The organism is Arthrobacter sp. SAFR-044 (genome assembly GCF_059414985.1).
This window is the reverse complement of the sequence record NZ_JBPFDN010000021.1, coordinates 1-22,352: the sequence shown is the minus strand read 5'-3', so window position 1 is coordinate 22,352 and position 22,352 is coordinate 1. Positions and strand designations below refer to the sequence as shown.

Here is a 22,352-nt window from a genome sequence, read left to right as displayed (position 1 = left end):
GGGCAGCGTCGAGTCGTTGTAGGTCCCATGCGCAGCACAGCAGGGCGGGGGACAGGAACCGGGGAGGACACGGCGGACCGTGATCCGGCCATCGACCTTGTCCGTTTCATGTGCCTGGCGCTGGTGGTGGTGGGCCACTCCATGATGGTTAGCCCGGTCCTTCACCCCGACGGGACCGTGACCACAGAGAACACCCTTGCCCAGCAGAACTGGTTCGAGCCCATCATCTGGATCTTCATGGTCATGCCCCTGTTCTTCGTCACCGGCGGCGTGACCGGGCTGCAGTCCTGGCGCCGGCTCAAAGCAAGCGGGGGCACGGCCGCCCAGTTCATCCGCGCCCGGCTCCTGCGCCTCCTCCGCCCGGCCACCCCCTTGCTGGCAACAATGGTGGTGGGGCTATCCGTGGCGGCCGCGTGCGGCGTCGACCGGCGGGTGGTACAGCTCATGGCGGCAGGGGCGGCCATGCCCCTGTGGTTCCTGGCCGCCTACCTCGCGGCGCAGCTGAACATTCCCGTCCTGGCGGCACTGTATGCGCGGGCGCCCTGGCTGTCCTTCTGCCTGCTGGCCGGGCTGGTGGTTGCCGTGGATTGCCTGCGCGGGGTCCTGCCGGACCTTGCCAATGCCAATCTGGTGTTCGTGTGGTGCGCGGTGCAGCAACTGGGTTTCCTGGCTGCCGACGGCTGCCTCTCCCGTCTTTCCCGTTCCGAGCTGCTGGGCATCGCTGTGGGGGCGCACCTGTTGCTGGGACTCGTGACCGGGCTGGGGCTGTATCGCGGAAACATGCTGGTGAACCTCAACCCGCCCAACCTGACCCTGGTGATCCTGGCCGTGCCGCAACTGGCCGCGATGGAACTGGCGCGTCCGGTCCTGGCGCCGCTGGCCGGGGTCCCGTGGATCGGACGGATGCTGGTGCTGGCCGGCAGCAGATCGTTAACTGTGTATCTGTGGCACCTGCCGCTGCTGGTGGGGATGTCCGGGCTACTGCTCCTGGCGCCGATCCCCAAACCCAGCTCCGGCAGCGCCGAATGGTGGTGGTCACGTCCACTGGTGGTCCTGGCGCTGGTCCTCCTGCTCCTGCCGGTGGCCGTAGCCTTTGGCGGACTGGAGGAACGGACGACGGCGCCCATCACCATGCGCTGCAGGCCCGCCACGGCGGGGGCCGCCGTCGTGGTGGTCTTCATCCCCGTGGCCGACGCCGCACTCAGTGGACTGTCACTGGGACTGCTGGCAGCCGGCACGGTCTGCTTTTGCGTGGCGATCCTTTTGCTCGGCGGTTTTCCGCTGCGGCGCACCGCACCGTACCGGCGCCGCCATGGCCGAAGGACCATTGCCAGTGGACTGAAGTAGTGCCAGTGTCGAACCATGACCGAGAACACCACGTCCGCTGAGGACAAGTTCACCGCAAATGTCTCGCTGCGGCGCAATGACACACAGCACCGGTACGAACTCCTGGTGGACGGCAGGCTGGCCGTCAAGGCCTTCTTCCACGATCTTCCAGGGCACATCGATTTCACCCACACCGAGACCGGCCAGGATTTTGAAGGCCAGGGGCTGGGGAAGGTCCTGGCGCACTTTGCCTTGGATGACGTGGTGGCAACGGGCAAGCGCATCATCCCGCACTGCCCGTTCATTTCCAGCTACCTCCGCAAGCACGAAGGCTACGAACAATTCGTGGACTGGCCGGAGCGTTGAGGGTGCCCTGACGGGAGCCGGCGCTTTCGTTATTCCCCGGGCAGCCGCGGGTAGGCCTTCACCATGGAAGACCAGCACGGCGTATTTGATGTGGCAATCATCGGCGGGGGACCGGCAGGGCTGAGAGCTGGCGAGGTATGGCGGGGCCACGGCTTCCGGTTTCGTCCGGTCGGCCAGCCGCGGCGAAGACCAATTTGTCCTGGCCATGGACGACGGTTCCACCCGGACTGCACGCCGGCTCCTGATCGCCTCCGGGATCGTGGATGAGCTGCCCGACCTTCCCGGCGTCGCCGACCGGTGGGGGCGGGACGTGCTGTATTGCCCCTACTGCCACGGATGGGAAATCCGGAATCAAAAGATCGGGGTCCTGGCAGCCGACTCCCACTCCGTCCTGCAGGTCTTGACGTTCCGGCAGTGGAGTCCAGACGTGACCCTCTTGCTGAACGATGCCCTGGAACTCAGCGCCGGCCAGGCGGAACAGCTGGCTGCACGTTCGGTCCAGGTGGCGGAGGGAAAGGTCCGCGCGTTGGAGGTCCGGGACGACCAGCTGGCCGGCGCCACCCTGGACTCGGGCGCCACAGTGGCCCTGGACGTGCTGGTGGTCAGTCCCGAAACCATCAGCAAGGCCAACATGCTCCAGCGTCTGGGACTGGAGCCGGCTGCGCTCCGGGAGGGCCCGGGGACGCGCCTGGAGACGGATGAAAGCGGCCGGACATCCTGCCCCGGCGTATGGGCCGCCGGCAACGCCACGGACGTGTCCGCGCAGGTCATGACCGCGGCCGCCGCCGGCCTTCGCGCAGCAGAGGCCATCAATGCCGACCTGGTCCTGGCAGACACCCGCCGCGCGGTGGAGGAAGCCAGGGTACTCGCGGGGCACTAGCGCGCAGTCTTTGGGCAGCCGGGCTTGAGCCGGACGGGGGGTCCAGGCGGCCGGCGAGGCCCCGCAAGCCGTGCAGCCTGCGGGGCCTCAAAGCCAAGCCGGGAGCCGGTTAGCTGGCGAGAGCCTCGTCGCTGACTGTCATGGCGGTCCCGGGGTCATCGATGGTGAAGCCGCAGGCGCAGCGGTAGGTGACCACGCTCTCCGGAACGGATCCGGGATGCAGGGCAATGACGGAGTTCCCGTCCACGTACACGGGCTGCCGGACCGGAAGCTCGTCGGGGTCAACGCGCTGCATTGGCGTACGGCAATGCATGCGGGAATTCAGGGTCATCAGCAAGCCGGCGTCCACCGGTACGGTGGCGGACATGAGCTGCCCGGCTGCCTCGGTGCGCTCCCCAAACGCAGGCAGTTGGTGTTCCATTGCGGTGGTCATTATGTTCTTCCTTGGGCTTCTTCACGGAACCGCCAGCGTTGGCAGCACCGCCGCGAACTGCTTGCGGAGGTTCATTTATCCCCATAAGCAAAGCATGCTTATTATTTGATGCACAAGTCGGAACAGCCAAGAGTGCGGCGTGGAGCCCCTGCCGGGGATGCGTTTTCCGGTCAGCCGCGCCTGCGCTGCCAGTGCCAGGCATGCCAGAACAGCAGGGCAAAGAAGATGGCTGTCCCGCCGGAAATCCCTTGCGGGGCAAACGCGAAGACGAAGTAGTCGAAGGTGGCCCGGTCTCCCATGGCCACAGACATGGGGTTGTTCAGCAACGCCGACGCTCCACCGCAAATCATGCCGGCAGCCAGCAGCCATAACACCACAATGAAGGGATTGGGCGAGGCCCATGACCGTTTCGTCCCCATCGCCTTCGAGCCTTCCGCCTCAGGCGGCACCGGGTTCCCGTCCCCGTCCACTTCACGGAATCCGAGCGCCCCGGATGCTTGCTGTTCCATGGTTCCCCCTTCACGGCAGCAGACCGGCCAGTCACCGGCGGCACCAGCCTACCGGTCCATGACGCCATCTCTCTGGCTAGGCTTGCAGCATGACGCCAACCAGCACCCGAACCACAGCACTCGTCACTGGCGCCAGCGCCGGTCTGGGCCACGAATTCGCGAAGCAGCTCGCCGCCCAGGGGCATGACCTGGTCCTGGTGGCGCGCAACGCTTCCCGGCTTGCTGAAACAGCCGAGGACTTCCGGCGGCGGTACGGGGTCACCGCTGAGGTGCTTCCCGCTGACCTGACCCAGGACGACGACGTCGCCGCCGTCGTCGAACGCCTCGAGGATGCCACGCGGCCGGTGGGGATCCTGGTGAACAACGCCGGAATCGGCCTGCTGCACAACTTCGAGGACAATCACGCAGCGGAGGAGAGGAGCCACCTGAAGCTGCATGCGGAAACCTCCATGGTGCTCACCCACGCGGCCCTCAAGGGCATGTTGGAGCGTGGGGAGGGCAGGATCATCAATGTGGCCAGCGTGGCCGCGTTCCTGCCCCGGGGCACGTACTCGGCTGCGAAGGCCTGGCTGGTGAGTTTCAGCCGGTGGGCAAACCTGGCCTACCGCAAGCGCGGCATCAAGGTCACGGCCGTCTGCCCCGGTTTTACCCATACCGAGTTCCACGACCGGATGGGAATGGACAAATCGGTGGCCCCGTCCTGGACCTGGCTGCGCGCGGAGCGGGTGGTCAGCGAGGGCCTGGCGGACAACGAACGCGGCAAGGCTGTGTCCATCCCGTCCAAGCGCTACAAGGTGGTGGCGGCATTGGCCAAGGTGGCTCCGGCGCGGCTAATGGCCGGCCCGGCGCGGAAGCCGAAGTAGGGCGGCGCGCGCGGACTGCCGTCCCGGAAGACCCTTCCGAGGCCGTGAACCGGACCTGCGGACAGCCACTACCACCAGGATTCCGAGCGCCGCGCCAACCAGCGTTTCGACCGCACGCTCGGTGATGAGTATCCCCGGTTCGATGGGGGACGCCAGCTGGGTCATGAGCAGGATGACCGGGGTGAACCAGACCATGGCCAGGCCATAGTGCCTGGTCATGAACAGTTCAGTGGCGAACTGGAAAAGGATCACCAGCAGGGCCAGCACAGCCGCGCGGTGCACGGGCTCCTGCAGCGCCGGATCGAGGGCCGCCAGGGTCCAGGGCCCGGGAATGATTACGACGGCGGTGACCGCCAGTCCCAATAGCGTGCCCACGATGCGGTGGATGCCCCGCCTGACGCTGCTGGGCAGGTCTGCTCCGGCCAGGGGTACGGCAGCCGCAGCCATGGCCCAGTGCGGGTGGCCGGTGCCGCTGAGGACGCCCACTGTCCCGGCAGCACCCACCGCCAGTACGTACCGTGCAGCGTGGATGACCAGCTCGCGGTGCCTTGCCGCTGAGAGTCGCGGCACCTGCCTGGCAGCACCAGGTTCCCAGGACCTTCTGCGCATCCAGCCGCTGAACCCGATCAGGATGGAGAACACCGATGATGCCACGGCGATGAGCATGGCCGTGTACCAGGGGACCGCGGTGGGAACGGACGCGCAGGCGCCCAGGGCGAGGATTCCGAAGAAGGGCCCATTGGGTTTCAGCCGTACCCTGTCCGCGTACACGGAGCCAACTCCTGCCAGGGTGGCTTCCACGGCCACCAGCCACCAGGAGTGGATGTGGTTGATGGACAGCATTACTCCCACGGCTACGCCCGTGAGCAGCACCAGGGCGCCCTGGCCCTGGTGGCGGAGCCGGAGCTGGTGCGGTTCGGAGCGGCCGTACATGCCGGTGAGCGCGCCGAAGACGGCGTAGATCATGAGGTCGGTGCGGCCGGCGGCCAGCAGGAGCAGCGAGGGGACAGCAACGCTGATGGCCACGCGGAGCGCGGCAAGGTGGTCGCCGTTGGCAGGTTCCAATCGGTGGAGCGCGCGTACCTGCTCCCTTACGCGCTTCATGTCCGGACCTGTCCTGTTTCGTTGATCTACTGCAGCCCGAGGGCCCTTGCGAACGTATCACCGCATCCCGCGCACCGTAACATGCCGTCAGTCATAAGAGGACATCCGGCAAGCACGCAAAGGCCCGCCCCGTATGCGTCCCAAGGAAGCACGCGGGGCGGGCCTGTGAGCGTGGGCTACAAGAGTGCCCGGGCCGCGGGAACTATGCCCCGGCCGGAACCCCGCGGTGTGCGTGGGGGTCGGTGCCGTCCTGGGTTTCGAACGGCAGTTCGTCCAGGTTGATCAGCGGGTTCTCGTCCTGGGTCGCCACCAGTTCCTTCGCCTCTGCCTGGGTGTCGACGCTCGGCATCGATCCTGGGAGCGGGCGGTTGGCGGATTCCTTCAGGAAGTAGATGGCAATGGCGCCCACCAGGGAGGTGGCCATCAGGTAGTAAGCAGGCATCATGTCGTTGCCGGTGGCGCTGATCAGCGCGGCCACGATGAACGGGGTGGTCCCGCCGAAAATGGCCACCGCGAAGTTGTAGGCAATGCCCATGGCACCGTACCTGCTGGAGGTGGGGAACTGGGCCGGCAGTGCCGACGCCAGGTTGGCCACATAGAAGGTGACGGGGAAGGCAACCAGGGCAAGGCCGGCAAGAGTGGACCAGATCTGGCCGATACCGATCAGCATGAACGCGGGGATGGCCAGGACGATCGTGCTGATGGCTCCGATCCAGAGTACGGGGCGGCGGCCGATCCGGTCGGAGAGCTTGCCGGTCAGCGGGATGCAAAGGCTCATGACCACCAGGACGGGAATCGTCAGCAGTGTGCCGTGCACTTCGTCGTAGCCCTTGGACTCGGTCAGGTAAGTGGGCATGTAGGACGTCAGCGCGTAACCGGCCGTGTTGGCAGCGGCAACAACCACCATGGCAACAATGATGGGGCGCCAGTAGGCCTTGACGATCCCTACCGGTCCCTTGGCCGTGGCCGTTTCACCCGCGGATGCGTTCTTTGCATTCTCTTCCTGGGCGTCAAGGGTGGCCTGGAACTGCGGCGACTCCTCGATCTTGCTCCGGAAGTAGACGGCGATCAGGCCCAACGGGCCGGCAACCAGGAACGGGATGCGCCATCCCCAGTCCTCCATGGTGTCCTGGCCCAGGGTCAGCTGCAGGACGGACACCAGGGCGGCACCGATGGCGAAGCCCAAGTAGCTGCCCAGGTCCAGGAAGCTGGCAAAGAATCCGCGGCGCTTGTCAGCAGCGTACTCGCTGACGAACGTGGTGGCCCCGGCGTACTCGCCGCCGGTGGAAAAGCCCTGGACGACCTTGAGGAGCACCAGCAATGCTGCTGCCCACAGCCCGATTTGGGCGTATCCGGGCAGGAGGCCGACGGCGAACGTGCTGGCCGCCATGATCATCAGCGTGGTGGCCAGGATCTTCTGGCGGCCCATCTTGTCGCCCAGCCAGCCGAAGATCACGCCGCCCAGGGGACGGGCGATGAAGGTGGCGGCAAAGGTTCCCAGCAGGAACAGCGTCTGGGTGGTGGGATCGGATTCCGGGAGGAACACCGGGCCCATGGTGGTGATGAGGTAGCCGAAAACGCCTACGTCGTACCATTCCATGGTGTTGCCCACGATGGTTCCGCCCAGCGCCTTCTTAAGCATGGGCTGGTCAACCACGTTGACATCGGATTCCTTGAGGCGCCGCCGGGGCAGCAGCCTGGGCTTCTTGGCAGCCGTGGGGGCTGCCGGGTCGGTTCCGCGGGCGTTTGTGGCGCCTGCTGAAGAGTCGGTCCTGCTTCGGTCTGTGGGCATTTGGGCAACTCCTGTGGAGGTCATTTGCTTGCGACTTGTAGCTGCCCCGCTCCGGGCAGGCCTTCAATTTTACGGGAAATCCCATAGCGTCCCACAGTTCCATCGCGTACTATGGTCCCTTTTGGGCCCGATTAGGGCCTCCTTCGGGAAATTTTTTGTCCCGTTTTCCCGCGCTGTCACTGGGAAGCAGGCTGATCGATGGCGTCGATCCCAAAAATTTTCCAAACCGGCCCGTTTGAGGGTCCCTTTTGCCGGGGAACCCGCCCTGAAAGTGACGGCGGCCACCATCCTTGGAAGGGGTTCACAGGAGCCTCCGACGTGCCTATGGTAGAGCGATGAACACACCTCTTTCCGGGCAGTAGTCCACGCGCGCCCGGGCGCTTTCATTGGCGTTTCGTTTCAAGGAAGAACGAAGGAAAGAAGGGAAGTACAAAATGGGTGAAGAGTCCAGCCAGTCCCACATCAGGCCTGAGGTCGCCAACCACCTTGCCGCAGCCATGGATACCCCGGTGGCGCCCGGCCTCCCGGCAACCGGGCCCGTCCCCCTGGCGGAGCAGGGCGGGTGGCCGGACGGCATGGGCAAGCGGCGGCACCCCAAGGACCAGGGCGCCGGTCACGGCCGGATGGGACACGAAGCCGCAGTGACGGCGGTCCACCGCACCGGCCGCCCCCAGATGCCGCACTCCTCGTAGACGGCACACGGCACCAACACCCGCAAATTACCTGGGCCAGCCGAATGTGGCAGGCGCCAGGTAATTTGCGTGTCAGCGTAAAGCGCGCCTCGAAAACCGCGAAGACCTCAGCCTTCCCGGACCACCTCCGACGGGTCCTTGTCCACCCGCCAGCCCCGCCACCGCGGATGCCTCAGCCTGCCCGGCCCCGTCCACTCGCTGTACGTCACCTCGCCCACCAACTCCGGTGCCACCCAGTGGGCGTCGGCAGAGTCCGGGCGGGGGACTTCATGGAAGGGTGAGGTCTTCCGGCCGAGGCGTTCCAGCGTCTGCCGCAGTTCCGTAAGCTCCCGGGTGCTGAAACCGGAGCCGACCCGCCCCACGTACTGCAGCTTGCCGCCGTCGGGAATGCCCACCAGCAGCGATCCCACAGTGTCCTGGCGCCCGCCCTTTCCCGGCCGCCAGCCGCCCACCACCACTTCCTGGGTCTGCTCCGTCTTGAGCTTGATCCAGGTTCGTGTCCGCTGGCCGCTCACGTACCGGCTGTCAGTCCGCTTGGCCATGACGCCTTCAAGCCCAAGCTCCTGCGCGCTTTCCATGAGGAGCTCAACCGGTTCCTCCAGCACCATGGACAGGTCCACCGGGCAATCGGAGGGCCGGAAGAAGTCTTCGAGCCGCTGCCGCCGGTTACTGAGCGGCAGGGGCCGGAGGTCCTTCCCGTTGTCGAAGAGGAGATCGAACAGCATCAGCTGGATCGGGATCGAGGTGCGGGCTTGGGCGACGTCGGCCGCCCGGGTGAGTTTCATCCGCCCCTGCAGCAGGCCAAAGTCAGGCCTTCCACCGGGCCCGAGGGCGATAATCTCGCCATCAGCAACGAACGGCTGCCCTGGCCAGGAGTCCCGGTCCGTCAACTCGGGGTAGGTCCTGGTGACGTCGTTGCCGTTGCGGGAGAAGATCCTGACCTTTTCCCTGTCCGCCACCAGGAGGGCCCGGACGCCGTCCCACTTGAGTTCGTACTGCCAGGCGCTGCCCTGGAGGTCGGCAATGGTCCCGGAGGTTGCCATCATGGGAGCGTATTCCAGTGGGTCGGCGGGAGCACTGTCGGCTGGCTCGGGGACCGCGGCAGGCTCCTTTTCGCCGGTGTCCTGCGACGGTTCCTGGACCGGCGGAGCCGCGGACCGCCGTCGGCCGCCCGTGTGGTCCTGGTCCATCAGGTGGATGAGCCATTGGTTTTCCGCGTCCTTGCCCTGCCCGCGACCGGTGTGGATGAGTGCCACCTTCTTGCTGCCGCCCAGCCCGCCGCCTTCCGACCCGGTCAGGGTGACGATGACTTCCCTGCCGTTGATCCATTTGTGCAGCTCATAAGTGCCTGTATCCCAGATGGTCATCTCACCAGCACCGTACTGCCCCTTGGGGATGGTCCCGTGGAAGGTGAGGTAGTCCATGGGGTGGTCCTCGGTCTGGACGGCCAGGTGGTTCTTGCCGCCGGGCTCCGGAACGCCCTTCGGGAGGGCCCAGGACGCCAGGACCCCTTCGTGTTCCAGCCGGAGGTCCCAGTGCAGGCGGCTGGCGTGGTGCTCCTGGATGACAAAGCTGTTGCCGCCTGCCGCGATGCCCGCGAACGGTTCGGGCGTGGCCTCGGGATCGCGCATGGCGCGGTACTTGCCCAGGCGACCATCGACGTCGTGCGCTTCCTCCCTGGCAGCGTCAGTACCTTCTCCACCACCTGCAGCGGGGACGACGGCGGCGAACGGGTTGTTGCCGTCCCGCACCCTTCGCAGGACCTCCTGGTAGTCCAGGTGCCTCAGCTTGGGAGACTCGATTTCCTCCCAGGTCCGGGGCGCTGCCGCCGTGGGCGTGGGCCTGCCGCGGAGCGAGTAGGGGACTACCGTGGTTTTCGCCGCGTTGTTCTGGCTCCAGTCCACCAGCACCTTGCCCTTGCGCAGCGACTTCTTCATATCGCTGACGGCAAGGTCCGGGTGGTCGGCCTCGAGTGCGCGGGCCAGTTCCCGGGCGAAGGCGGAGATCTGTTCCGAGGTCTGCGTCCCGTCCAGCGCCGCGTAAAGGTGGATGCCCTTGCTGCCGCTGGTCACCGGGACGGAATCCAGGCCCACGTCCTGCAGGATGGCGCGCGCCAGGAGGGCCACTTCGCGGCATTCCGGCAGTCCGGCACCTTCGCCCGGGTCAAGGTCCAGCACCAGCCGGTCCGGGTTCAGCTGGTTGCCGTGCGGGTCCACGCGCCACTGCGGTACGTGGATTTCGAGCGAGTTGATTTGGCCAAACCAGGTCAGGGTGGCTGCATCGTTGACCATTGGATAGTGGATGGTCCGGTCCTTGTGCGTGATCGCAGCCCGCGGCAGCCAGCCGGGAGCTGAGTCCTCCAGGTCCTTCTGGAAAAACACTTCGCCGGGCTTCTCCGCCGTTCCCACCCCGTTGACCCACCGCTTGCGCGTGGCCGGGCGGTTGGCGGCCGCCGGGATCAGGACGTGCGCCACCGCAGCGTAGTAGGCCAGCACGTCCGCCTTGGTGGTGCCGGTCTCCGGATAGATGATTTTGTCCAGGTTGGTGAGCGTCAGTTCGCGTCCCGCCACCCGGACACGTTCGCGGCTACCTGCCACGGGGCTTCACCTCCGGCCCGCTCTGATGTTGACTGTATAAATGAGAGCCATCTGGAAAGGTGCCATTGCGTTCGGCCTGGTCAACGTGCCCGTGAAGGTCTACAGCGCCACAGAGGATCATGACATCAGTCTGCACCAGGTTCACAATGCAGATGGCGGCAGGATCCGCTACCAGCGCCGGTGCGAGGTCTGCGGGGAAGTGGTGGACTACTCGGACATCGAGAAGGCGTTCGAGGAGGACGGCCGAACCGTGGTGCTGTCCAAGGATGAGCTCAAGTCCATTCCCGCGGAAAACAGCCACGAGATCGAAGTGGTGCAGTTTGTCCCGTCGGAGCAGCTCGAACCCATGATGTTCGAGAAGAGCTACTACCTGGAGCCTGATTCCAAGTCGCCCAAGGCCTACGTGCTGCTCCGCCGGGCACTGGAGGACACGGACCGGGTGGCCATCGTCCAGTTCGCCCTCCGGGAGAAGACCCGGCTGGGTGCCCTCCGGATCAAGGACGATGTCCTGGTGCTGCAGTCCCTCCTCTGGCCCGATGAGGTGCGCGAGGCAAGCTTCCCGTCACTGGAGGCCGACATCAGGATTTCCGCCCAGGAACGGGACATGTCCGCGGCGCTGGTGGAATCCATGGCCGCAGACTTCGAGCCCGCCTCCTTCACTGACGAGTACCAGGTGCAGCTCCGCCAGCTGATCGACGCCAAGCTGGAACAGGGCGAATCGCTGGACACGGAGGAAACCTTCGGCGCCGAAGCCGGCGAGGGGGGCAAGGGCGAGGTCATCGACCTCATGGAGGCCCTCAAGCGGAGCCTGGACAGGAAGCGTGGCGGCGGGGAGTCCGCGTCTGCCGGCGGAGATTCCGACGACGAAGCAGAGGCCGGGGACGAGGAAACCGGGGCTGCCAAACCCGCACGCAAAGCCTCCGGTGCCAAGACGTCCGCGTCCAGGACGGCGGCAGCGAAGACCGGCACGGACGATGCCAAACCTGCCGGCAGGTCATCAGCGAAGTCCACATCCACTTCAGCCAAATCCACCGGGTCCAAGTCCACAGCGTCCAAGTCCAGTGCAGCTAAATCAACGGCGCCGAAGTCGTCTGCAGCTAAATCGTCGGACACCAAAGCGTCCGGCACGAAGGCCGAAGCCAAGCCGGCCGCCAAGACCACCCGGGCGCGCAAGCCGGCCTGACCAGCAACCAAAACTTACGTCCGGGAAAGGCCTTGGCGCCCGGTCCGCCGGCAGTCCTGCCTTTACACCGGCCCCCATCGCGTCCACAATGAGTCGCATCACAGCCTCCGCTGTGCCAACAGCGTGCTGTCACCCATTTGGACCTGACACGTAGAGGGGCACGGACATGAGCCAGCAGACCGATGCAGTGGAGGCGGACCGGGAGCTGAAGAAGAAGCACCGGGCCATGTGGGCGTCAGGGGATTACCCGGCCCTTGCCGACGAGATGCTCCTGGAACTGGGAGCCGTGCTGGTGGAGGCCAGCGGTATCAAGCCCCGTCAACGGGTCCTGGATGTGGCGGCGGGAACCGGCAACGCGGCCATCCCGGCAGCAATGATGGGCGCCAAGGTGGTGGCCAGCGACCTTACCCCCGAGCTTTTCGAAGCGGGCCGCAAGGAAGCCGCCAACCGGGGCGTCAGCCTGGAATGGCAGGAAGCCGACGCTGAAGCCCTGCCGTTCGGCGATGCGGAGTTTGATGCAGTGATGTCCTGCATTGGCGTGATGTTCGCGCCCCATCACCAGGCGGCCGCCGACGAGCTGGTCCGGGTTTGCAAACCCGGCGGCTCCATCGGCTTGCTGTGCTGGACCCCGGAGGGATTCATCGGGCAGATGTTCGCCGCCATGAAGCCTTTTGCCCCGCCGCCCCCGCCCGGCGCGCAGCCCTCACCGCTGTGGGGGAGCGAGGAGCATATCCGCGAGCTCCTGGGTGGGCGGATCACCGACGTTCACACCCGCAAGCAGAACCTGGCCGTCACGAGCTTCCACCAGCCCGCGGACTTCGTCAGGTACTTCAAGTCCCACTACGGCCCCATCATCTCCGTCTACAAATTCCTGGGCGAGGACCAGGACAAGGTCAAGGCCCTGGACAAGGCACTCACCGATCTTGCCGATTCCTTTGGGGATGCGCACGGCGATGCCCCGTTCCAGATGGAGTGGGAGTACCTGCTCTTCACGGCGAAAAAAGCCTGAGCCATGCCGGGAAACCATGTGGCCACCTCCGTTGCCACCATCAACGCCCGCCCGGAGCGTGTGTGGGACGTGATAACGGATCCGGCCACCGTGAAGGAGTTCATGTTCGGGACCACGCTGGAGACGGACTGGAAAGCGGGAAGCCCCATCACCTGGCGTGGCGAGTGGGAGGGGAAGGCGTACCAGGACAGGGGCCGGATCCTGGCGGTTGAACCCGGACGGCGACTGGTGCACACCCACTTCAGCCCGTTGTCCGGGCAGGAGGACAAACCGGAGAATTACCACACGCTCGAATGGACGCTTGAGGACCAGGGTGGCGCCACCCGGTTGTCGCTGGCGCAGGACAACAACCCCAGCGAGGAAGCCGCCGCGCACTCGAAGGGCATGTGGGACAAGCTCCTGGCCGATGTGAAGGCGCTCGCTGAACGCGGGTGACTGCTGCCCGCCCGGGTGGGCAGCAGGTTAAAACCAGGCGGCCGCCGTCGGGCATATCCCTTGGGAGGGAAAGCCCGACGGCGGCCGCCGGCGTTGTGCTGCCTGGGGCAGCGTGGCTGCTACTCGGCGTCGTGGTCCGTTTCGAGGATCTGCACCAGGCGCTCCAGTGCGTCGTCCGCACCGGCACCTTCGGCGCGGAGGACCACCACGTCGCCGTGGGAGGCGCCCAGGCTCATGAGGGACAGGATGCTGGCGGCATCCATGGCCTCATCGGCCGGCTCGCCCTCACGGGCAATGGTGATGTCCAGGTCGAACTCTCCGGCTGCCTCGGCAAAGATGGCGGCCGGGCGGGCGTGCAGGCCCACGCGGCTGGCGACTGTTGCGGTGCGTTCTGGCATTTTTGCTCCTTTGTCTTTCGGCGTGCTGATGCTTCAGCGCCGGGAAGGTCTGTGGCTAAACCGGCTCAGACGGTTGCGGGAACCGGTTCAACCGTATCAACGGACTTCTTGACTGCCCAGCGCTTCAGGCCCACCACGGCCAGTGCGCTGACCACGGTGCCGGCGATGATCGCGATCACGAACATCAACAGGTTGCCGATGGCGAAGAACACGAAGATACCGCCGTGCGGTGCCTGGGACGTCACATTGAAAGCCATGGTGAGTGCACCGGTGAGTGCGCCGCCCACCATGCTGGCGGGGATGACGCGGAGGGGATCGGCAGCAGCGAACGGGATGGCGCCTTCGGAGATGAAGGACGCGCCCAGCAGCCAGGCAGCCTTGCCGTTCTCGCGTTCAGCCAGGCTGAACTGCTTCTTGTCCAGGACCGTGGCCAGTGCCATGGCCAGCGGCGGGACCATGCCGGCTGCCATGACCGTGGCCATGATCTGCCACGGCGCCTGGTTGGTTGCGCTGCCGGCGCTCAGGCCGGCCACGGCGAAGGCGTACGCCACCTTGTTGACAGGGCCGCCGAGGTCGAAGCACATCATGAGGCCAAGGATGATCCCCAGGACGACGGCGGAAGCACCGGTCATGCCGGACAGCCAGCTGTTGAGCGCTGTGGTGAGTCCTGCGATGGGTCCGCCGAGCACCAGGAACATCAAACCGGAGGCAACGATCGAGGCGAGCAGCGGAATGATCACCACAGGCATCAGGCCGCGGAGCCAGCGGGGCACCTGCCAGGTTCCGATCAGGTGCGCAATGTAGCCGGCCAGGAGGCCGCCCACGATGCCGCCGAGGAAGCCGGCCCCCATGAATCCGGAAACGGCGCCGGCAACGAAGCCGGGTGCAATGCCTGGACGGTCGGCGATGGCGTAGGCGATGTAGCCGGCCAGCGCGGGGACCAGGAATCCCATGGACAGCGCGCCGATCTTGAACAGGACCGCGCCGAGGTAGATGGCCAGGCCGCCCTCCGGGAGGTTGCCGAAGTTGTTCGCCAGCACCACCTTGTCCGCAACGCTGGTGATGTTGTAGCCGCCCAGGAGGAAGCCCAGGGCGATCAGCAGGCCGCCGCCGGCAACAAACGGGATCATGTAGCTGACACCGGTCAGCAGTGCACGCTTCAGCTTCTGGCCGATGTGTTCACCCTTTTCCGATGCTTCCTGTTCCGCCTGCTCTTCGGCACCGAAGTGCGGTACGCGGCGTGCGTGGGGATCGGATGCGGCAGCCAGCGCTTCCTGCACCATCTTGCCCGGCTCATCGATGCCGCGCTTTACCGGGGCGTTGATGACGGGCTTTCCGGCAAAGCGTTCCTTGCCGCGGACGTCCACGTCAACGGCGAAGATCACGGCGTCAGCTGCGGCGATCACGGCCGGGTCCAGCGGCTTGGCGCCGGAGGAACCCTGCGTTTCAACCTGCAGGTCGACGCCCATCTCCTGGGCGGCGGCAACCAGGGAGTCTGCTGCCATGTAGGTGTGGGCAATGCCGGTGGGGCAGGCCGTGACAGCCACCAGGCGGGCGGGGCCGGAAGTGGCCGGGCCGGCCGGGGAAGCGGCGGACGCGGTGCCGGCGGAGGATCCCACAGCCCCGGCACCGGAACCGACCGCAGCACCGACGGGGACTGCATCAACCGGAGCGGCGGCGGCGTGGGCGGCAGGCTTGTCGGCCAGAGCGCCGTCCACGAGTTCCACGATCTCAGCCTGGGAGGAGGCGTTGCGGAGGGCCGCGGTGAAGTCCTTTTTGATGAGGGACCGGGCCAGCTTGGAGAGCAGCTTCAGGTGCTCCTGGTCAGCCCCGTCCGGAGCGGCGATAAAGAACACCAGGTCTGCCGGGCCGTCCTTGGCGCCGAAGTCCACCTTCGGGTTCAGCCGTGCCATGGCGAGCGTGGGTACGGTGACGGCAGCCGAGCGGCAGTGCGGGATGGCGATGCCGCCGGGAATGCCGGTGGCGGTCTTCTGCTCGCGGGCAAAGGCGTCGGCGAAGAGGCCTTCAACTTCTGATGCGCGTCCGGTGGCAGCTACCTTGCTGGCCAGATGCCGGATCACCGTCTCGGGGGCGTTGCCCAGGTTCTGGTCGAGCTCGACCAGGTCCGTGGTGATGAGCTGGGTCACTGTCAATCCTTTCGAAGGGCCGTGATGGTTACGGCATCCGGGGTGGTTTGGTTTACTGCCGGAACGGTGGAACCCGGCAGCGAGGCAGCGGCGGCACCGTGGGCCACCGCCTGACGAAGGCAGTCGGCAGGGGCGGCGCCCCGGCCATGGGCAAGCAGGTAGCCGGCAAGTGCGGAGTCGCCCGCGCCCACCGTGCTGACCGCGGCGACCGGCGGGTGCGTGGCCAGCCACGCGCCGTCAGCCGTGACGAGGACAGCTCCCTTGGAACCGAGAGTTGCCAGCACAGCACCCACGCCGGAACGGACGACGGCGGCTGCGGCGGCAGCTGCGGCCGCCGGATCCGCTTCCAGCTCGTCACCGGATGCCGGTGGGAAGCCGGCAGCTGCGGCCAGCTCGGCCAGTTCCTCGGCGTTGGGCTTGAGGAGGTCAGGCATGCCCTCCGGGCCGCCGGTGAGGGCGGCCGCGAGTGGCAGGCCGGACGAGTCGACGGCGATGCGCGGGGCGGCGCCGTCGGCGGAGGAACGCAGGCGGTGGGCCACCGTTGCGTAGAAGTCGGTGGGGAATCCCGGCGGCAGGGAGCCGGCCAGGACCACCCAGCGGGCGCCGCGTGAGCTTTCGACCAACAGCTTGATGAGGGCTTCCTGCTGGTTCTCATCCAGTACGGGCCCGGGTTCGTTGATCTTGGTGGTCACGCCGCCGGGCTCAGTGAGCGCCACGTTGGTGCGCAGCGGCTCGTCGATGGGAAGCGAAACGAAGGGCACCGCGCTTTCACGCAGGCCGGCCAGGACCGGATCGCTGTCCGCCCCGGGGAGGACGGCAAGGGATTCAAGTCCGGAGGCCACCAAGGCACGGGAGACGTTGACTCCCTTGCCGCCGGACTCCTGGCGGACGGAGACGGCGCGCTGCACCTCGCCACGCTCCAGGGGGCCGGGGAGGGCTACGGTGCGGTCAAGGCTGGGGTTGGCCGTGAAGGTGACGATCATGCGACCACCACGTCCACGCCGGCCTCTTCCAGGGCGGCTGCGAGTTCAGGTCCGGGTTCACTGTCTGTGATCAAGGTGTCCAGATCTTTCAGGGAGGCGAACTGGATCAGGGTTTCCGTATCCAGCTTTGAGGAGTCGGCCAGCACCACAATGCGGCGTGCCGACTGGACGAAGGCTGCCTTGACGGCTGCTTCTTCAGGATCGGGAGTGCTGACGCCAAAGGTGGCGTGGATGCCGTTGGTCCCGATGAACGCGATGTCAGGGCGGATCCGGGCGGCGGCATTTACCGTTGCCTGCCCCACTGCCACCTGGGTGAGGCCGCGAACCCGGCCACCCAGGATCTGCAGGGCAACGCCGGGAACGTTGGAGAGTTTGCTGGCGATGGGTACTGCGTGGGTGATCACCACCAGTTCATGCTGGGGGCCCGTTCCGTCGGAAGGTTCGACGGCGGCGCGGCGGGCCAGCAGGTCGGCAAGCACCTCGGTGGTGGTGCCACCATCCATCAGGACGCTGGCGGGTGAGTTCCGGGGAATCAGGGCAAGGGCGGCTTCGGCGATCCGGATTTTTTGGTCCGGCCGCTGGATGGCCCGTTCAGTGACGCTTTCTTCGGTGGTGCTGAAGCGGTCTGCCGCAACGGCGCCGCCGTGGACGCGGCGGACCGTGCCCGCGTTTTCGAGGGCGGCAAGGTCCCTGCGCACCGTTTCGGTGGTGATGCGGAAGCGCTCAGCCAGCAGGGTCACGCTGACCCGGCCGCTGCCGGCAACAAGCTCGGCAATCTGTTGCTGGCGCTCTTCGGCGAACACGTACCCTCCGTTGCGTAGGTCCTGCTGTGTACGCTTCGCCCGTTCCCGGACTCGGCGTGACTGGCATCACATTGATGTTGAGTTACTTGACTTTATCTTTGCTTCTGTTGGTTTGTCAATGGAAACCAACATGAAACAAGATTCCTCATCAGGTCCCCAGCTGGGGATACCAAGAGCCGGACTGGACACGTGCGGCCCAGCCCGGCTTTTTCGGGTTCATCAGTGTGCCCGGGGATCCCGTCCCGGTTGCGCCGTGGCTAGATGCCGCCGTCCCGGCTTTCGTGGCGCGTGATGCGCTCGCCGGTGTTGGGGTCGATAACGGAACGGGACTCGCTGACCCGGCGGCTGCGGCCGGGGGAGGCAAGAATAAGCGAGGCGATCAGTCCGATAACGCCTACCGCCATGAGGATGTAGCCCACCAGCTGCTGGTCCACGAAGGGGATCAGTCCCGGAGCCACTGCCCAGGCAAGGATGGCGCCAAGGGCGATGAGGAAGATTGACGATCCGATTCTCATGACTTGCTCCTTATGGCCGCGTCCTGCGCGGCGCTGGTAGGGCGTTACGGGAGGTGGTGCGTACACTGCCAAAAGCTAAGCCTGCTGTCTGTCAAGCGTCACGCTACCTCCCGGTGATGCCGGATTCAATGACCTGGCCGGGGCCGGCGGGCTTCCGTCGTTAGGCTTGACCAGTGGAAACAGTTGTGTGGTCCAAGCCGGAAGGCCAGCGCGCCGGCACCCCCCTGCTGGTGATGATGCATGGTTACGGCACAGACGAGTCCCGGATGGTGCGCCTCTTCGAGTTCCTGCCTCCGGAGTTCACCTTCGCGGCGCTGCGGGCGCCAATGCCCATCGGCGACCACTGGGGGTGGTTCCTGCTCGACTACTTCCTGGCAAACGACTTCGCGGATGTCATCTCGGCTGCCGCCTCGGTGAGGGCCTGGATCAGCTCCGTCAGGGACCAGCACAGCAGCGTCACGTTGATGGGGTACTCGCAGGGCATGGCCATGGCCAGTACGCTCCTGCGGCTGCACCCGGATGACTACAAAGCGGTTGTGGGACTGTCCGGCTTCGTGCTTAACAACGAGCTCCTCTCGGTGACGGATTCCTTCGAGGCCAAGCCGCCCTTCTTCTGGGGCCGGGACAAGGCAGACCTGGTGATCAACGAGGATGCGGTGGCCTACACTGCCGAGTGGCTGGAAAAGAACACCTTGCTGACTGCCCGGACCTATCCGGGGATGGGGCATGCGATGTCCAAGACCGAAATGGTGGACGTCAGCGCCTTCCTGCGCCACTACGTGCTGCGCTGACGCGTGTAGCCACCCCGCCGATGGGTAAGAAAAAACAGTTGCCAGCTAAATTTGCAAGCGCTTACACTCGTCTACGGCCATGATCGGTCCTGCAGTGGGCGGACAAGGAAGTGATGCTGCGTGCATGAGGCGCGGCAAACCCTCCTTCAGGCTGTCCCGGCAGGGCCGGCTGTCCATCAACCGAAAGGACACCGCACTGCCGATGACACCGGAAACTGCAGCTGCCGCCGCCGACTGGACCGGCGCCGGAGCAATCCTGTTTGACCTGGACGGCGTCCTGACGCCCACCGCTACCGTGCACGAGCGTGCCTGGCAGGAATTGTTCGACGGCTATTTGTCCTCGCACCCTGAGGTCCCCGGGTACCGCGAAAGCGACTATTTCGACCATATCGACGGCAAGCCCCGCTTTGACGGGGTACGGGACTTCCTGGCCTCCCGGGGGCTCACGCTGCCTGAAGGCCCCCTCGATGACGACCCCGCCCACGAAACTGTCCAGGGCCTGGGCAACCGGAAAAACGCGATCTTCAATGACATCGTCAGCGCCGGCGTCGAACCTTTTCCGGGCTCGGTGCGCTTCCTCGAAGCCGCGCTGGAGCGCGGACTCAAGGTCGCCGTCGTCTCCTCCTCCCGCAACGCCCCCGCCGTCCTGGAAGCCGCCGGACTCAGCCACCACTTCCAGGTGGTGGTGGACGGCGTGGTGGCCGCGGAGAAGGGCCTCCCCGGCAAACCGAACCCTGCCACCTACGAGTACGCGGCCAAACTGCTGGACCTCTCCAGCCCCGAGTGCGTGGTGGTGGAAGACGCGGTGTCAGGGGTGCAGGCCGGACACGCGGGATCGTTCCACTCGGTCATCGGCGTGGACCGGGGCGCCGGGCGGCAGGCGCTGCTCGATGCCGGAGCCACCTTGGTGGTCAACGACCTCCAGGAACTCATCCCGTAAACACGCCGGCATCAAAACCTGCGTTGCCTGCCCCGGGCAACCCTGCTGCTTCCCGCCAGCACCCATCCGAGAACAGCCCTTCCCCGAATACTCCGTGCCGGCCAGCCCGGCACCACAGCAAGGCCAAAAGGACCCCGACCATGGCACTGATTACCGCGGACCGCGAACGGTTCCCCGATACCCCCTGGCAGTTCGTTGAGACGCGCTACGAAACCGACGGCGCGGAAACCCTCGAGACCCTGTTTGCCCTGGGCAACGGGCATCTGGGCATCCGCGGTGCGCATTGGGCGGCGGCCGATGCCGGGCTTCCGGGCAGCTTCATCAATGGCCTGCACGAAATCTGGGACATCAAGCACGCGGAAAACGCCTTTGGCTTTGCCCGGACGGGCCAGCGCATCCTCTACATCCCGGACGCCAACAACTTCGCGGTGGTGGTGGACGGCGAAATGCTCAGCCTCGCTGAATCGGAGGTCCTGGACTACCGGCGGAGCGTCGACTTCTCCACCGGAATCTACGAGTGCCGGATCACCTGGCAGTGCCGGTCCGGCGCCACGGTGACCACGACTGAACGCCGGGCCGTTGGCTACGAGTCCCGCGGCAGCCTCGGCATTTCGCTGGAGGTGGCTGCGGACCGGCAAATCTCCCTGGATGTCACCTCCGCCGTGATTAACCGCCAGGACCAGCCGGTGGAAGACCACTCCGTGCACGATCCCCGCCGGGCCGGACGGCACGCGGGGCGGGTGCTGCTCCCTGTGCGGCTCGACGGCGGCGACGGCTCGCTGCGCCTCTCCTGGGAGGCGGCCGAATCCAAGCAGCGGGTGGGGATCGCGGTGGACCACTGGACCTCCGCCGGGCACCAGCCGTTCGAAACGGTGGTGGACCAGGACGACAGCACCGTCCGGTACGTCCTTGCGGTCGATGCCGACGAGCCCTTCCGGCTGGAAAAGAGCGTCAGCTACGCGGCCGGCCGCGCCATCCAGGACCCGGAGGTGGATGCGGCCGCCGTGGCAGAGGAAGCCCTCCGCCCGGTGGACAGCATCTTTGCCGAGAGTATGGCCCACTACCGCGCCTACTGGGCCACCTCCGACATCGTGGTTGATGGCGGCCGGCCCGGGCTGCAGCAGGCCATCCGCTGGAACCTGTTCCAGCTGGCCCAGGCCACGGCGCGCGCCGACGTTGCCGGCATCCCTGCCAAGGGTGTGACGGGTTCGGGCTACGAGGGGCACTACTTCTGGGACCAGGAGGTGTACCTGCTGCCGTACCTTACCTACACCAACCCCGACGGCGCCCGGCAGGTCCTCGAGTTCCGCCACGGCATGCTTCCCGAGGCAAGGATCCGGGCCAAGGAACTGAGCGTGGACGGCGCCCTCTTCCCGTGGCGCACCATCAACGGGCTTGAGGCCAGCGCCTACTACGCTGCCGGGACTGCGCAGTTCCATATCGCCGCTGCTATTGCCTTCGCCACCAACAGATACCTCTGGGCTACCGGGGACGCCGAGTTCCGGGAGGGCATGGGCGCCGAACTGCTGATCGAGACGGCCCGGATGTGGATCTCCCTGGGCTTCTTTGGCAAGGACGGACTCTTCCACATCCACGGCGTCACGGGCCCTGATGAGTACACCGCAGTGGTCAACGACAACCTCTACACGAACGTCATGGCCCGCTTCAACCTTCGCGCCGCCGCCGCGCTTGAGCATGCGGGCATCACCCATGAGGAGCGCCAGCTGTGGGAGGCGGCCGCAAAGCGGATGCAGTTGCCGTTCGACGACCGGATGCAGGTCCACTCGCAGGACAACGACTTCATGACCCTGGAGGCCTGGGACTGGACCACGCCGCGGTCCAAGTACCCGCTGCTCCTGCATTTCCACCCGCTGGTCATCTACCGGCACCAGGTCCTGAAGCAAGCGGATACCGTCCTGGCCATGTTCCTGCAGTGGCAGGACTTCACGGCCGAAGAAAAGCAGCGGGCCTTCGACTTCTACGATCCCATCACCACCGGCGACTCAACCCTCTCCGCCTGCGTGCAGGGGATCATGGCGGCCGAGGTGGGCTATTCGAGGGAAGCGCTGGAGCACTTCACCAATGCCGCCTTCATCGACCTTGACGACACGCACGGCAACACGATCGACGGTGTGCACATCGCCTCCACCGGCGGAGTCTGGAGTTCGCTGGTGTGCGGGTTCGCCGGCATGCGCGACCAGGGCCCGGTCCCGTACTTCGATCCCCGGCTGCCCGCGGAGTGGGAGGGGCTTACCTTCCACCTGAAGATCCGGGGCCGCCTGCTGCTGGTCCAGCTTGCCGCCGGTTCCATCACGCTGACGGTCCAGGACGGCGGGCCGCTGGCGGTGGACGTCCGCGGGCACCGGTTGGTGGTGGGCAGTGAACCCGCCCAGGTGCTGCTGGAGCCGGTTGCGGAGCCTGAGCCCACGGTGTTCCCCAGCGGGCTGCCGACGGCGAGCATCCCCGTGGTGCGCGGCAACAGCTAAAGCCCCGTCCCGATCACCCGGCCAGGAGGGTGGCGGCTTCCTGGCGGGTGGTGCCGGAGTCCTGGATGCCTTCTGCGATGTGGGCGAGGTTGGCGGGGAT

Annotated in this window: 21 protein-coding genes; 11 read left to right on the top strand and 10 right to left on the bottom strand. The window is 66.2% G+C overall.

Annotation, left to right across the window (positions count from 1 at the left end; translation table 11 throughout):
* The first annotated feature begins 27 nt into the window (after positions 1-27).
* From ACR65J_RS20490 to ACR65J_RS20480, 3 genes are all read left to right on the top strand, one after another.
* The gene (locus ACR65J_RS20490; RefSeq protein ID WP_440172564.1) at positions 28-1,347 is read left to right on the top strand and encodes an acyltransferase family protein; all 1,320 of its coding nucleotides are present in this window, start codon (positions 28-30) and stop codon (positions 1,345-1,347) included.
* A gap of 15 nt (positions 1,348-1,362) precedes the next feature.
* Positions 1,363-1,692 carry a GNAT family N-acetyltransferase gene (locus ACR65J_RS20485; RefSeq protein ID WP_440172563.1) on the top strand — a complete coding sequence of 110 codons (330 nt, stop codon included), beginning with the start codon at positions 1,363-1,365 and terminating at the stop codon, positions 1,690-1,692.
* Between the two features lie 127 nt (positions 1,693-1,819).
* Complete coding sequence (locus tag ACR65J_RS20480) at positions 1,820-2,572, top strand: NAD(P)/FAD-dependent oxidoreductase (RefSeq protein ID WP_440172600.1); 753 nt, start codon at positions 1,820-1,822, stop codon at positions 2,570-2,572.
* A 109-nt stretch (positions 2,573-2,681) separates the two neighbouring features.
* Here the strand turns inward: ACR65J_RS20480 and ACR65J_RS20475 are convergent, their stop codons facing one another.
* Both ACR65J_RS20475 and ACR65J_RS20470 read right to left on the bottom strand, forming a co-directional pair.
* Positions 2,682-3,005, bottom strand: coding sequence for a hypothetical protein (locus ACR65J_RS20475; protein ID WP_440172561.1), 324 nt, complete (start codon positions 3,003-3,005; stop codon positions 2,682-2,684).
* A 170-nt stretch (positions 3,006-3,175) separates the two neighbouring features.
* Positions 3,176-3,514, bottom strand: a complete 339-nt coding sequence (locus ACR65J_RS20470) for a hypothetical protein (protein ID WP_440172559.1) — start codon at positions 3,512-3,514, stop codon at positions 3,176-3,178.
* An 89-nt stretch (positions 3,515-3,603) separates the two neighbouring features.
* Here ACR65J_RS20470 and ACR65J_RS20465 point away from each other — a divergent pair, with 89 nt between their 5' ends.
* The gene (locus tag ACR65J_RS20465; RefSeq protein ID WP_440172557.1) at positions 3,604-4,377 is read left to right on the top strand and encodes an SDR family NAD(P)-dependent oxidoreductase; all 774 of its coding nucleotides are present in this window, start codon (positions 3,604-3,606) and stop codon (positions 4,375-4,377) included.
* On the opposite strand, the gene ACR65J_RS20460 is transcribed toward ACR65J_RS20465, so the two are convergent.
* Entirely contained in the window at positions 4,345-5,481 is a 1,137-nt protein-coding gene (locus tag ACR65J_RS20460; RefSeq protein WP_440172556.1) for an FUSC family protein, read from the bottom strand. The two genes, ACR65J_RS20465 and ACR65J_RS20460, sit on opposite strands and share 33 nt — an antisense overlap.
* Before the next feature lie 202 nt (positions 5,482-5,683).
* Entirely contained in the window at positions 5,684-7,273 is a 1,590-nt protein-coding gene (locus ACR65J_RS20455) for an MFS transporter (RefSeq protein WP_440172554.1), read from the bottom strand.
* Between the two features lie 434 nt (positions 7,274-7,707).
* Here ACR65J_RS20455 and ACR65J_RS20450 point away from each other — a divergent pair, with 434 nt between their 5' ends.
* The gene (locus tag ACR65J_RS20450; RefSeq protein ID WP_440172552.1) at positions 7,708-7,965 is read left to right on the top strand and encodes a hypothetical protein; all 258 of its coding nucleotides are present in this window, start codon (positions 7,708-7,710) and stop codon (positions 7,963-7,965) included.
* 107 nt (positions 7,966-8,072) lie between these two features.
* Here the strand turns inward: ACR65J_RS20450 and ACR65J_RS20445 are convergent, their stop codons facing one another.
* Positions 8,073-10,562: an ATP-dependent DNA ligase gene (locus ACR65J_RS20445; protein ID WP_440172550.1), complete on the bottom strand. Its 2,490-nt coding sequence runs from the start codon at positions 10,560-10,562 to the stop codon at positions 8,073-8,075.
* A gap of 40 nt (positions 10,563-10,602) precedes the next feature.
* Here ACR65J_RS20445 and ku point away from each other — a divergent pair, with 40 nt between their 5' ends.
* From ku to ACR65J_RS20430, 3 genes are all read left to right on the top strand, one after another.
* Positions 10,603-11,745 (top strand): non-homologous end joining protein Ku, encoded by a 1,143-nt coding sequence (gene ku, locus ACR65J_RS20440; RefSeq protein ID WP_440172548.1) that lies wholly within the window; start codon positions 10,603-10,605, stop codon positions 11,743-11,745.
* Positions 11,746-11,911: 166 nt separating this feature from the next.
* Entirely contained in the window at positions 11,912-12,754 is an 843-nt protein-coding gene (locus tag ACR65J_RS20435) for a class I SAM-dependent methyltransferase (RefSeq protein ID WP_440172547.1), read from the top strand.
* A 3-nt stretch (positions 12,755-12,757) separates the two neighbouring features.
* Positions 12,758-13,189 (top strand): SRPBCC domain-containing protein, encoded by a 432-nt coding sequence (locus ACR65J_RS20430; RefSeq protein WP_440172545.1) that lies wholly within the window; start codon positions 12,758-12,760, stop codon positions 13,187-13,189.
* A 119-nt stretch (positions 13,190-13,308) separates the two neighbouring features.
* Here ACR65J_RS20430 and ACR65J_RS20425 read toward each other — a convergent pair whose 3' ends face one another.
* From ACR65J_RS20425 to ACR65J_RS20405, 5 genes are all read right to left on the bottom strand, one after another.
* The gene (locus ACR65J_RS20425; RefSeq protein WP_015935750.1) at positions 13,309-13,587 is read right to left on the bottom strand and encodes an HPr family phosphocarrier protein; all 279 of its coding nucleotides are present in this window, start codon (positions 13,585-13,587) and stop codon (positions 13,309-13,311) included.
* A 65-nt stretch (positions 13,588-13,652) separates the two neighbouring features.
* Entirely contained in the window at positions 13,653-15,734 is a 2,082-nt protein-coding gene (locus tag ACR65J_RS20420; protein WP_440172543.1) for a PTS fructose transporter subunit IIABC, read from the bottom strand.
* 2 nt (positions 15,735-15,736) lie between these two features.
* Positions 15,737-16,717, bottom strand: coding sequence for a 1-phosphofructokinase family hexose kinase (locus tag ACR65J_RS20415; protein WP_440172542.1), 981 nt, complete (start codon positions 16,715-16,717; stop codon positions 15,737-15,739).
* Positions 16,714-17,520, bottom strand: coding sequence for a DeoR/GlpR family DNA-binding transcription regulator (locus ACR65J_RS20410; RefSeq protein WP_440172540.1), 807 nt, complete (start codon positions 17,518-17,520; stop codon positions 16,714-16,716). The genes ACR65J_RS20415 and ACR65J_RS20410 overlap by 4 nt, the downstream gene beginning before the upstream one ends.
* Before the next feature lie 257 nt (positions 17,521-17,777).
* Positions 17,778-18,035, bottom strand: coding sequence for a DUF6458 family protein (locus tag ACR65J_RS20405; RefSeq protein ID WP_141158415.1), 258 nt, complete (start codon positions 18,033-18,035; stop codon positions 17,778-17,780).
* 173 nt (positions 18,036-18,208) lie between these two features.
* Here ACR65J_RS20405 and ACR65J_RS20400 point away from each other — a divergent pair, with 173 nt between their 5' ends.
* The 3 genes from ACR65J_RS20400 to ACR65J_RS20390 all read left to right on the top strand — a co-directional run bounded on the left by ACR65J_RS20400 (position 18,209) and on the right by ACR65J_RS20390 (position 22,252).
* A complete protein-coding gene (locus ACR65J_RS20400; RefSeq protein ID WP_440172538.1) occupies positions 18,209-18,826 on the top strand; it encodes an alpha/beta hydrolase in 618 nt (205 codons plus the stop codon).
* Between the two features lie 202 nt (positions 18,827-19,028).
* On the top strand, positions 19,029-19,766 hold the full coding sequence (locus tag ACR65J_RS20395) for an HAD family hydrolase (RefSeq protein ID WP_440172598.1): 738 nt from the start codon (positions 19,029-19,031) through the stop codon (positions 19,764-19,766).
* Between the two features lie 140 nt (positions 19,767-19,906).
* Positions 19,907-22,252 (top strand): glycoside hydrolase family 65 protein, encoded by a 2,346-nt coding sequence (locus tag ACR65J_RS20390; protein ID WP_440172536.1) that lies wholly within the window; start codon positions 19,907-19,909, stop codon positions 22,250-22,252.
* Positions 22,253-22,352 lie beyond the last annotated feature (100 nt).